This window comes from Parabacteroides sp. ZJ-118 (assembly GCF_011038785.1).
GTDB lineage: Bacteria > Bacteroidota > Bacteroidia > Bacteroidales > Tannerellaceae > Parabacteroides.
In genome coordinates, this window is record NZ_JAAKDT010000012.1 from 1 (window position 1) to 11,924 (window position 11,924).

Annotated in this window: 11 protein-coding genes; 6 read left to right on the forward strand and 5 right to left on the reverse strand. The window is 45.3% G+C overall.

What is annotated here, in order from left to right:
- Positions 1-240: 240 nt before the first annotated feature.
- From G7Y39_RS05105 to G7Y39_RS05120, 4 genes are all read right to left on the reverse strand, one after another.
- On the reverse strand, positions 241-933 hold the full coding sequence (locus tag G7Y39_RS05105; RefSeq protein ID WP_165155793.1) for an NUDIX domain-containing protein: 693 nt from the start codon (positions 931-933) through the stop codon (positions 241-243).
- Between the two features lie 20 nt (positions 934-953).
- The gene (gene galK / locus G7Y39_RS05110) at positions 954-2,099 is read right to left on the reverse strand and encodes a galactokinase (protein ID WP_165155711.1); all 1,146 of its coding nucleotides are present in this window, start codon (positions 2,097-2,099) and stop codon (positions 954-956) included.
- Positions 2,100-2,208: 109 nt separating this feature from the next.
- A complete protein-coding gene (locus G7Y39_RS05115) occupies positions 2,209-3,483 on the reverse strand; it encodes an MFS transporter (RefSeq protein WP_165155713.1) in 1,275 nt (424 codons plus the stop codon).
- Between the two features lie 46 nt (positions 3,484-3,529).
- Entirely contained in the window at positions 3,530-4,606 is a 1,077-nt protein-coding gene (locus G7Y39_RS05120) for an aldose epimerase family protein (protein ID WP_165155715.1), read from the reverse strand.
- 459 nt (positions 4,607-5,065) lie between these two features.
- On the opposite strand from G7Y39_RS05120, the gene G7Y39_RS05125 reads away from it, so the two are divergent.
- Genes G7Y39_RS05125 through G7Y39_RS05140 form a run of 4 tightly spaced genes read left to right on the forward strand, consistent with a single transcriptional unit; the run spans position 5,066 to position 7,777 of the window.
- Positions 5,066-5,815 (forward strand): hypothetical protein, encoded by a 750-nt coding sequence (locus tag G7Y39_RS05125; RefSeq protein ID WP_165155717.1) that lies wholly within the window; start codon positions 5,066-5,068, stop codon positions 5,813-5,815.
- A complete protein-coding gene (locus G7Y39_RS05130) occupies positions 5,802-6,182 on the forward strand; it encodes a GtrA family protein (protein WP_165155719.1) in 381 nt (126 codons plus the stop codon). Before G7Y39_RS05125 ends, G7Y39_RS05130 begins: the two co-directional genes overlap by 14 nt.
- 5 nt (positions 6,183-6,187) lie before the next feature.
- Complete coding sequence (locus G7Y39_RS05135; protein ID WP_165155721.1) at positions 6,188-7,120, forward strand: glycosyltransferase family 2 protein; 933 nt, start codon at positions 6,188-6,190, stop codon at positions 7,118-7,120.
- A 27-nt stretch (positions 7,121-7,147) separates the two neighbouring features.
- Positions 7,148-7,777, forward strand: a complete 630-nt coding sequence (locus G7Y39_RS05140) for an HAD family phosphatase (protein WP_165155723.1) — start codon at positions 7,148-7,150, stop codon at positions 7,775-7,777.
- Here G7Y39_RS05140 and G7Y39_RS05145 read toward each other — a convergent pair.
- A complete protein-coding gene (locus G7Y39_RS05145; protein ID WP_165155725.1) occupies positions 7,774-8,436 on the reverse strand; it encodes a DUF2490 domain-containing protein in 663 nt (220 codons plus the stop codon). The genes G7Y39_RS05140 and G7Y39_RS05145 overlap by 4 nt on opposite strands.
- 311 nt (positions 8,437-8,747) lie before the next feature.
- On the opposite strand from G7Y39_RS05145, the gene G7Y39_RS05155 reads away from it, so the two are divergent.
- Complete coding sequence (locus tag G7Y39_RS05155) at positions 8,748-9,428, forward strand: ABC transporter ATP-binding protein (protein WP_165155727.1); 681 nt, start codon at positions 8,748-8,750, stop codon at positions 9,426-9,428.
- A gap of 127 nt (positions 9,429-9,555) precedes the next feature.
- Entirely contained in the window at positions 9,556-11,910 is a 2,355-nt protein-coding gene (locus tag G7Y39_RS05160) for an ABC transporter permease (RefSeq protein WP_165155729.1), read from the forward strand.
- Positions 11,911-11,924 lie beyond the last annotated feature (14 nt).

The window sequence follows — 11,924 nt, forward strand, 5'->3', positions numbered from 1 at the left end:
TTATTGAGGGTCAGAAATCGGGCAATCCGCAAAATAAACAAATCCTAACGGATGAGATTCCGCCTAACTTGTTGTTTTTCGGAGTCCGAGATTCTGCCTGATTCATTCTAAATTTAACGAACTATTGATTTATTTCCCGCGAAGATAATCAAACTCTTTGTAAGAGCCGTTATATCAATCAAACAATTCCTTTTCCGTAAAAGTTCCTGCCTTCTGCTTGTGGGTTATACATCATTCCGGTCAGAGCGAGAAGTTGAAACCCCGCTCAACCAATGTGTTGTATTTTTTCTCGTTGAATTTGTAGAGGAAAGCGCCCCGTTTCGAATTTTTCTTGTCTTTGATATCCAGTTTCTCCAGAATATCCATGGCGTTTAGCTTTTTACGGAAGTTCCGTTTATCTAAAGGGGTTTGGTAGATGGCTTCATACAATGTCTGTAGTTGAGGCAAGGTAAATTGCTCGGGAAGCAAATTGAAACCGATAGGGCGGCTTGCCGCCTTCATTTTAAGGACGGACAGCGTATTGTTTATCATCTGGTTATGGTCGAAAATCAAGTCGGGAAGCTCGGACATCTTGGCCCAAGCAGCGTTATGGTTCTCCAAGATCTCGGGGCTGAAATCATCCATGTTCACCAAGGAATAGTAAGCTACGGAGATAACCCGCTCCCCCAGGTCATACGATATATCTCCGTAAGCCCCTATCTGTTCCATAAAAAGATGTTCAATGCCCGTACAACCGGTTAATACCCGTGACGCTGCTTCATCCACGCTTTCCCCGGATTTCACGAAGCCTCCCATCAGGGACCACTGTCCTTTCATTGGCTCGAACGAGCGTTTGTATAATAAAACATTCAATTCTCTATTGTTAAACCCTAGAATGATACAATCTACGGCAACATAGAATTTGACTTCGTCTTGATAAAAAGCTGCTGACATCATTTTATGGATTTTAAAGATTAACAGAGTTTGCGCGCTCCGTCGCCGATTACTACATTGTATAACTTAGGTTCGCGGCCAAACTTCTCTTTATAAGCGGAGAAAGCCTTCTTTACGAAATCATCGTACAACTCATCCTTAACCAAGTTGATCGTACAACCACCGAATCCTCCACCCATGACACGAGAACCCGTTACGCCACACTCCTTAGCGATATCGTTCAAGAAATCCAGTTCCTCGCAGCTGACTTCATAAAGCTTGCTCATGCCATGATGCGTGCCGTACATCTTTTCGCCGACAGTTTCATAGTCGCCTTCCTCCAGAGCGGCGCATACGTCGAGTACGCGTTGGATTTCCTCGATAACATATTCCGCGCGCATGTAATCTTCGGCGCTGACGTCCGCTTTTACCTCGTTCAGCATCTCCATCGTAGCGTCACGTAAGAACGCTACTTCCGGATGGTTGCGGCGAATGGCGGCTACCACGTTCTCGCAGGACTTACGGCGTTTGTTGTAGGCAGAGGATGCCAACTCATGCTTAACGACCGAATCCAATAACACAAGTTTGTAACCAACCGGGTTAAACGGATAGTATTTATACGCTAAGGAACGGCAATCCAAGCGGATCAGACTTCCGGCCTTACCGAATACGGAAGCGAATTGGTCCATGATACCGCAATTCACGCCACAATAATTATGTTCTGTAGCCTGACCGATCTTAGCCAACTCGAATTTATCGATATTTAGTGAGAATAAGTCATTCAACGCAAAAGCATAAGTGCTTTCCAAAGCGGCAGAAGAAGACATTCCGGCACCCAGAGGCACGTCTCCGGCGAATACGGTATCAAAACCTTGGATATTGCCACCTCGTTTAATAATCTCCCGGCATACGCCAAAGATATATCTTGCCCAGCTTGCGGAAGGAGCGTCCTCCTCAGTCAAGCCAAATTCAGCGTAATCATTTAAGTCGATGGAGAACGCCCGGACTTTACCTGTCCCATTCGGTTTGATCTCGGCGATCATTCCTTTATCTACGGCACCCGGAAAAACGAAACCTCCATTATAGTCTGTATGTTCACCGATCAGGTTAATACGTCCCGGAGATGTGTATAAGCTACCTTCGGTATGAAATAACTCTTTGAATTTAGTTCTGATTTTTTGTTGCATGATACTTAATTTGATTGAGGTAAATAACTGTGAATAAACAAGAAGAAATTATCCATTCAGAAAACTCTGCCGGATAATTTCTTCCTTACTATACTATGTCCTGTCCCTATTATTCAACAGGAATATCTTTGTTTACGTTCTTGCTACCAATCAAAGCGTAATAGAGCAAATAGGCCAATCCCAGGAATACCACCCAGAAGCTGGTAATGAAACCGCCGGCGTCGGCTACGGCTCCTTGGATCAACGGAAGAATACCTCCACCACAAACCATTACCATGAAGATACCGGAAGCGGCTGCCGTATACTTACCTAAACCTTCTACTGCCAAGTTGAAGATACCACCCCACATAATGGAAGTACATAAACCACAAAGCGCCATGAACATGATTCCAACAGGAACCTCAACCATACCGAAAGAGATATCAGACAAAAATACGGGCATGCTAACTTTTGTCGTAGCAGGGGCGAAGATAGCGATCAGGATAAAGATCATACCTACCGTGGCGGCTGACGACAACATCGCCTTACTGGAGATCTTGGCTCCGAAAGAGGCGCCGAACAGACGTCCGATCATCATCAAGAACCAATATGTACCCACGATAGAACCGGCTACTGTAGGATCGATACCGATCTCAGGAGAAGTAGCGAACAAATTCATGAAGTTAGGAATACCTACCTCGACACCTACATACAAGAAGATCGCGATGGCACCTAAAATGAAGTGGCGGAAAGAAAGTGCGCTGTGCTTATCCGGAGTCTTGGCCTCATTTCCCTTCGCCATATGCGGTTCCGGAATTTGCATGCAGAACAATACGATGAATACGACGGCAAAGATGCCCATAGCCAAGAACAATGCCGGGTTTGCGTCGCTGATCTGAGCTTTGGCGGCGTCACCGATCAAATAACCAACCAATACCGGAACGATCGTAGCACCGATAGAGTTCACGGAACCGGCGACCTGAATTAGCTGGTTACCTTTGTTCCCGCCACCACCTAGCGTGTTCAACATCGGGTTTACTACGGTATTCAACATACACATAGAGAAACCGGACACGAAAGCACCTGTCAAATAGACAGCGTAGCTACCCACCACACCGGAAAGATAAGAAATACTTACACCACAGAAACCTACGATGATCGCTAACAAAGCGGTTTTCTTGTAACCGATCTTCTGCAATAACATACCAGCCGGAATACCCATGAAGGCATAGGCGATAAAGTTAGCCGCGTTACCCAGCTGCGACATGAAGTTGCTGGCAGCGAACTGGTTCTTAACGATGATGCCGAATGGGTTCTGTAAACCCGTCACGAAAGATATCATGAAGAAGAGAGCCACCATCATGATAATAGGCAATGTGTAATTCTTTTTTGCTGTTGATTCCATTTCTTTTTTTGTTGTTTTAGATTATTAGATTACTTGAATTGTTCTCTTATTCTACGCTGAATTTATAAATAGTGGTACTTTGGAAAGCCTCGTCCGGGCGGAGAACTGTTGTCGGATATTCCGGTTTGTTAGGACTATCGGGGAAATGTTGGGTCTCCAGGCATAAAGCGGCCCGTTCCGGGTAGCGTTGTCCGTTCTTGCCTTCGAAATTCCCGGTCATCCAGTTTCCTGTGTATAATTGCACGCCCGGTTGAGTCGTATAAGTTTCCATTACGATACCGGTCTTGGGGGAGGAGCAGCGAGCGCAGAAAGAAAGTTCGTTACCCTCTTTGTTCAGTAGGTACGTGTGGTCATATCCCTTACCGAATATAAGCTGTTCGAAATTGTCATTGATGCGTTCGCCCACCTCATGAGGGACCCGGAAGTCCATCGGTGTACCTTCCACCTTCTCTTTAGGTCCGTACGGGATCGCCGTATCGTCTGTGGGCAGATAATAGTCGGCGTTGATCGTGAGGATATGGTCTCCTATATAAGGATCTCCCGCACCGGATAGGTTAAAATAAGAATGATTGGTCAAGTTCAAGACCGTAGGTTTGTCCGTGGAGGCTTGATAGGAGATAACGACCTCATTCTCATTTGTCAGATGATAAGTTACGGTTGTCTTTAATTCCCCGGGGAAACCTTCCTCGCCATCGGCGGAGGTATATTTCAACTCAATGGTTTGCTCGTCTGTTTGTTTGGCGTCCCATACTACCGCGTTGAATCCCTTGATCCCGCCATGCAAGCTATTGGGACCGTTATTTATGGCTAATTTGTCATAAGTAACGCCGTCGATCGTGAATTTTCCTGCAGCTATGCGATTTCCATAACGACCGCAAATAGCACCGAAATAAGGCTCTTCTGATGTTAAGTACTCTTCAATCGAATTATGGCCGGTAACGACATCGGTCATTTTTCCGTTCTTATCCGGAACCATCAGAGAAACGATTTTCGCTCCATAATCCGTGATCGCCAACTCTGCTCCAGCCTTGTTACACAGGACATAAAGGGCCGTTTCTTTCCCGTCAACCAGCTTGCTAAAGTTAGCTGCGGACAAGCCCGACAGTGTATTCATGTTCTTCATGCGTATCAACCTTATTGAAATTGCGTGTAAAAGTAACTTTCTTCTTTGTATTTATAACCTTTTTGAATAATGTTTTATAGCATGATTTTAGATTTGTCTGCCAAAAATATGTAATTACTTAAGTTTTGCGACTGAATTTTAGCCCTTGCAAAACTTGAGCTATCTACATTGATGAGCGAAGTAACTCACTGGAATCCGTCTCGTGTTCCATTGACTTGGCGTCGTATCTCAATGGTTTTCCGGTCGTATCTCAATGGAAAAAATGGGGAGGGCAGGGCGCAAAGGGCGCATCTTTACGTACCTCTGGTATAACTTTATATATACATATAGCATGGGAGATGCTTTGACCGGCTCGGAATTTAATTCATCCAACGGTTTATTTTATTTATTCCGGAAAAAACATTACCTTTGTTCTCGTTTCTTGTTTATGGAAGTTTAATAACGAAAAAAAGACGATCTATGAAAGGAGAAGGTGATGTGTTCAAAAAGTTCCGTGATTCCTTCAGCAGGATGGAGGGGCGTCTCCATATACTAGAACAACGTGTGCCGGTTGAACTTCAAATGGAGTATTTCAAATACTCGGAAAACGTACGGAAGGAAAACCGGCCTCCCCGTCCCTTATCGGAGGATCAGTGCGAGATCCTGTACAACTCTTTGTTGACGGAGGAAACCAAGGACAAGAGGAAGAAGCGGTACCTGCTATCTCAATTGGCTACTTCGAAATCCGTCCGTGCGTATCGCCTGTTGGAGGAATACACCCGGCATCCGGATCCGGAAGTGACAGATTGGGCCTACATGGCTTTGATGGAGTCTCGTATCTCTTTAGAATCCGATTTCTCCGACGAGAAACAGGTTTACATCTCGACTGGCTTGGGGGGAAAAGGGGAGAAGTTGCGTTTCTATGTCTTGATGATGTCTAAAGGCAAGAAGCCTTTCCAAGAATATCAGCGGCGGATAATCGAGCGGGAGTTCGCTTATTATCTGTCGAAAGCGGACTGTGAGATCGAGCGTTTGGAGATCGGTGAGCAGTATGTGGAGTTGGTGTTCTTGATCCCGGTGTGTACGGATATAAAAGCCGCGTTGGAGCGGGTGATCTATGAATGTAACCAATACGGCGATTTCCTCTCGAATGTATTCACGATCACGAATGTCAAGGAATTGACACCCGAGGAGATTTCCGAGATTATAAATAAGAATGGAGACGATTAAGCAAGCCATTAAGTATGGCGTAGTCGGGTTGGGCAATACCTTGGTAACGATGATCGTCATCTGGGTGATGATGAAACTCTTCGGATGCCGGGAAGGTTTATCTAACTTGACGGGATATGTGGCAGGCCTATTGAACAGTTTCATTTGGAACAAGCAATGGACTTTCAAGGGGAGTTCCACCGGATGGACGAAAGGAGCGGTTCGGTTCGCGACCGCTTTCGTTGTTTGTTATGCCTTACAGTACGGATTGGTGCTGGTCTTGAATTCCCGACTCACGATCGATCATTACTACAATCACTTGATAGGAATGGCTTTCTATACGGTGATCAATTTTTTAGTAAACAAGTTTTATACCTTTAAAGCATAAAAGGCATGAAGAAGTTAGCGGTTATAGTCCCGTGTTATAACGAGGAGGCCGTGATCGAGGAATCGTATCGGCGTACGAAAGAGGTCCTGGTCAAGTTGCCGAACCCAACGGAGATTATCTATGTAAACGATGGTAGTCAGGATAAGACGCGGTCTTTGTTGGATCATATAGCCGCTACCGATCCTCATGCGAAGGTGATCCACTTCTCCCGGAATTTCGGCCATCAACCGGCGGTAACGGCGGGTATCAATAATTGTGATGCCGATTTGGCGATTATCATCGATGCCGATATGCAGGATCCGCCGGAATTGATCCCGGATCTGCTGGAGGTGCAGGAGAGAGAGAACGCTAACGTGGTTTATTGCGTCCGTAAGTCACGGGAAGGGGAGAGCCTTTTCAAACTGTTTACTTCCAAGGCTTTTTACCGGGTGATGAATTATATGAGCGAGGTTCATTTCCCGCTGGATACGGGGGATTTCCGTTTGGTGGACCGGAAGGTGATGAATGAGTTCGACCGTTTTAAGGAACGGGGAAAGTATATCCGCGGCTTGATAAGCTGGGTGGGCTTCCATCAGGTGCCGTTTTATTATGAGCGTGAGGCGCGCATCGCCGGCGAAACGAAATATCCTATTCGTAAGATGCTGAAATTCGCGTCAACCGCAATGCTTTATTTCTCAAAGAAGCCGTTGCGTCTGGCGACGAGTCTCGGGTTCATATCCGTATTGGTCGGTATTGTCTTGGCTGTTTGGTTCACGTTAGGCAAGATCTATGGTTTTAGTAACGCCGAGGTCGGTTGGACCTCTATCATGACTTCCATTATCTTCTTTGGAGGGGTACAGTTATTGACGGTCGGCGTGTTAGGACAATATGTCGGTATCCTCTTTGATGAGATCAAGGCTCGTCCCGAATACATCATCGACGAGAAGAAAAACTATTAAAAAACATCGGAGGCGGAATATATACTCATGAATGTAACGGAAGGCATAAAGAACTTGATCATAGACTTGGGCGGTGTGCTTATTAACTTGACTCGCAACCGCTGTATCGAGGCTTTCGAAAATCTGGGCGTGGAGAATATCCGGGAACAGATCACGAATAACTATCAACATAAGGATTTGTTTGAGCGTTTGGAGTTGGGGATGATATCGGTGGCACAGTTCCATGATGATATTCGTGCCTTAGCGGGAAAGCCCCTGACAGACGAACAAATCGACACCGCATGGATCGCCATGCTGGGGGATGTCCCGGGAAACAAGTTGCGTTTGCTATTGGAGCTTCGCGAACGCTATCATACGATGCTTCTGAGTAATACGAACGAGATTCATTGGAGATGGTCCGAAGAGACTTATTTCTCTTATCAAGGTCTTCGCGCCCAAGATTTCTTCCATAAGATTTACCTCTCATACGAATTGCATATGCTGAAGCCGAATGCGGGTGTTTTCGAGTATGTATTGAAGGACTCGAATCTTTTAGCCGAGGAAACGATGCTGATCGATGACGCATCCGTGAATTGCCGGGCGGCTGAATTATTGGGAATGAAGTCTTATACGCCGCAACCCCGGGAAGACTGGTCGCATCTATTCAATTCTCGTTAAAAACGATGGGTGTAGCAGATACCGATCGCATGGCGGTAATTTACAGGATCGTCCACATTGAATATGTGGTAGCGATAATAGAGTTGGAGGTTATTGTTTGGATTTAGCTGGTAATTGCTCCCTGTGGAGAAACAGATCTTATCGGATCGCATCTTATTTCGCGTGTCATTGTAGACTTCGGTATAGACAAAAGGACGGAAACCACTCTCGCCGATCTTGTAGGAGAGGGTCAGCATCGAGCGCAGATAATTCTTGGGGTGTTCGGCATGGACCTTATAGGTGCTTTGAAAACGTTCCCGGACAGAGAGGGTAAAACGTCCGGCCGAATAAGTCCCCGTAGCGTAGAGATAATATCGGTTTCGTAACTCGTCGGATGCCTTGTATCGCACTAGAGACATATATCCGCCCCCTGCTAGAAGATATTTGTTAAACTTGTAGTTTACCTCAACGGTGGTAAGGAACCATTCCGCTTCCTTGAAATCATCTCTCGGGCGGATGTCCTCTTCTACAAGAAAGGATAAGTGCTTATAGATTTTTCCGCGTAGGCTCACCTTGAAATACACACCTGTACCCTCTATTCCGTATAGGGATGAGGTGTATCCCATTATAAAGAATAAGATCAGATAAATGGATCGTTTTGTATAGGATGTGTTTTTCATGTAAAATGACCTCCGTGTGCAAAAATAGTGTTTTTGGATGTAATATCAACACCTCGGGATATTATATCCGATTTTCTAGCTGGAGGCCTGGCTTTGGCGACTACAGGTATCGAGGCGTGGGCAGCCGCGAAAAAGATAGTAGTGTCTAAATTTTGTACACCACTGTCAAATAATTGGACAGTCTGTTTGGGAGAGTGAAATCATACTTATTTGATAATTAAATATTTAGTTGGTTTGGCACACTATTTGAATTAGATATGGTAAATTAAATAATCAAGATAACAAAGATAACAATTAAAACAAATACAGTTATGATTAAGATCGAAGGTTTAAGTAAGTTTTTCCGTACGGAAGAGGTAGAGACAATCGCATTGAACAAGGTTTCTTTGGAGGTAAAGGATGGCGAGTTCGTCGCTGTCATGGGGCCTTCCGGTTGCGGTAAGTCCACGTTGTTGAATATTCTGGGTTTGCTGGATAACCCTTCCGAGGGAAATTACTACTTGGGAGACCAAGAGGTAGGACACTTGAAAGAGAAAGAACGTACACGAGTCCGCAAGGGAAACATCGGTTTCGTGTTCCAGAGCTTCAACTTGATAGACGAGTTGAACGTTTTCGAGAACGTGGAGCTGCCGTTGACTTATCTAAAGATCAAGGCGTCGGAGCGTAAGCAGATGGTAACGGATATTTTGAAACGAATGAATATCAGCCACCGTGCGGCCCATTTCCCTCAGCAACTCTCCGGAGGTCAGCAGCAGCGTGTGGCGATCGCCCGTGCGGTAGTCTCCAACCCGAAGATTATCTTGGCCGATGAGCCAACGGGTAACTTGGATTCCAAGAATGGCGCTGAGGTCATGCAACTGCTCACCGAGCTGAACAAGGAGGGGACGACGATCGTAATGGTAACGCACTCCAAGCACGACGCAGGTTTCGCCCACCGTGTGATCAATCTATTCGACGGTAGCATCGTTTCTTCCGTCAGTGAATTTATCTAGTCAGCATAACAACCGGCTCTAGCGATCATTGGTGAGGATGCGTGATCCTGATATCTTGGGATATCGCCAATGAGAATCCCGGCCCGTAGCATTAAGAACGAACGATAACATGTGATATAAATTACGTATGAAGACTATTTTGAGGAATCTCTTGAGTGTATTGCGCCGTTTCAAGATGGCGGCACTTTTAAATGTATTAGGACTTTCGATAGCTTTTGCCGCTTTCATTTTGATTATGATGCAGGTGGACTATGACCGGAATTTTGACCGGGGATATACGGATACGGAGTCTATATTTCGGGTAGAAGCTATGTTTGAGGATGGCGGGCAGACTCTTATTTGCCGTCCGTTGGCCGATGCTTTTATCCAATCCTCGCCCCATATCGTAGCCGGAACCTTGGTGGATCTTTGGAAAGGAGACTTGTTCTTCTCTGTAGAGGAGAATGGTGTACGGAATACTTTTAAGGAACAATGCATAAATGTTTATCCTGAATTCACGAAGGTATTCGACTTTCAATTTCAGGAAGGAAATCCGGATGCGTTACAGGAGCCAAACGTTGTTTTGTTGCCGCGGAGCATGGCCCGGAAATTATTTGGGAATCAATCGGCTGTAGGCAAGCGATTGATGTTTGAGAATGGGGATCATCTAACGGTGGGTGGAGTGTATAAGGATTATCCACGGAATTCATCTGTACGGAATTGTATTTATCGAAAGATGAACCCGAAGGAAAACTTCCAAAGTTGGGGAAACTGGAATTATTTTTTCTATATCCGTTTGGACGATCCGAAGAATGCCGAGGGCTTATTTGAAAATTTCAAGGCACATTTTGATCCGGCTCTACTGAAGGACAATAGTTTCTCATGGAGGGAAACTGAGATGACTTTCCGCTTTAATCCATTGCCTGACGTTCATTATACGACAGATGTAAAATATGACCTGCCCCCCAAAGCCAGCATGCAAACTTTGATGATATTATTTGCCATAGCTATCGTGATCGTGATAATCGCCGGAATTAATTTTACAAATTTCAGTACGGCACTCGCCCCGATGCGTATGAAGAGTATTAATGCACAAAAAGTATTGGGGGGAGAAGAATCTGCGATCCGTTTCGCCTTGGCCTTAGAAGCGGTATTCATAAGTATCGTCTCTTACTTATTAGGACTACTATTCGTCCATATCGCCGGGAAGACGGAAATCGCTTCCTTGATAAATGCCGATATCTCGTTATCAATGCATATGGGGTTGATTTTGGTTGCCGCACTTATCTCAATAGCCACCGGGCTTCTTGCCGGTATATATCCGGCATATTATATGACTTCTTTCCCGCCGGCTTTGGTGTTGAAAGGTAGTTTTGGTTTGTCTCCGAGGGGACGTCAATTACGTAATGTATTGATTGGAGTGCAGTATGTAGCTTCTTTCGGATTAATCATTGGCGCTACTTTCATGTATTTGCAGAATTATTACATGCAGAATACGCCTCTAGGTTATGATAAGGAAGCGGTGATTGTTACGGATATGAACGGTAAGATCCGGAAAAGTATCGATGCTTTTGCCAGTCAAGTGAAATCGTTTTCCGGCATTGAGGAGATTACTTACGCCGAGAAACTTCTTTCCAGCCAAGATCAATACATGGGATGGGGACGGGATTACAGAGATAAAAACATACAGTTTCAATGTCTTCCCGTTGATCCCTCTTTTCTGAAGGTGATGAACGTGAAGATCTCCGAAGGGCGTAACTTTAGGGAAGAGGATAAAGCGAAACGTCATGGCGCACTTATTTTTAACGAGCGGGCCCGTGCGGAATATGAACTGGAGTTGGGAGCCTTGGTAGATAGTATGGAAATTATCGGTTTCATGCCGGATGTCAAATTCGCCTCTTTCCGTACGGAGGTAACGCCTATGGCCTTTTTTGTATGGGGTACTGATAATTGGGGGACCCAACCTGATTACGCTTATATAAAGGTAAAGGCCGGTTCTGACTTACAGGAAGCTATGCGACATGTCAAGACTACGCTTCAATCCTTTGATCCGGAATACCCGTTTAATGTCCGTTTCTTCGATGAGGTATTGAACGGGCTCTATGAGAAAGAGAGAAGCCTTAGTTCATTGATTACTTTATTTAGTTTGATCGCGATCTTTATCTCGGTGGTAGGTGTATTTGGTTTGGTCGTATTCGATAGCGAGTATCGGAAGAAAGAAATCGGTGTTCGTAAGGTGCTGGGTTCTACCACGGGCGAGATTATCGTGATGTTCAACAAGACCTATATACGTGTTTTATGTATTTGCTTCGGATTGGGCGCCCCAGTCGCGGGTTATGCGGTGAGCCGCTGGTTGGAGAACTTCGCTTATAAGACACCGATGTACTGGTGGGTCTATTTGATCGCTTTCGCGATCATAACGGTTATCACGGTATTGACTGTCACTTTCCAGAACTGGCACGCGGCGAACGCAAATCCGGTGGATAGCATTAAAACGGAATGATAAATGAGGCTATA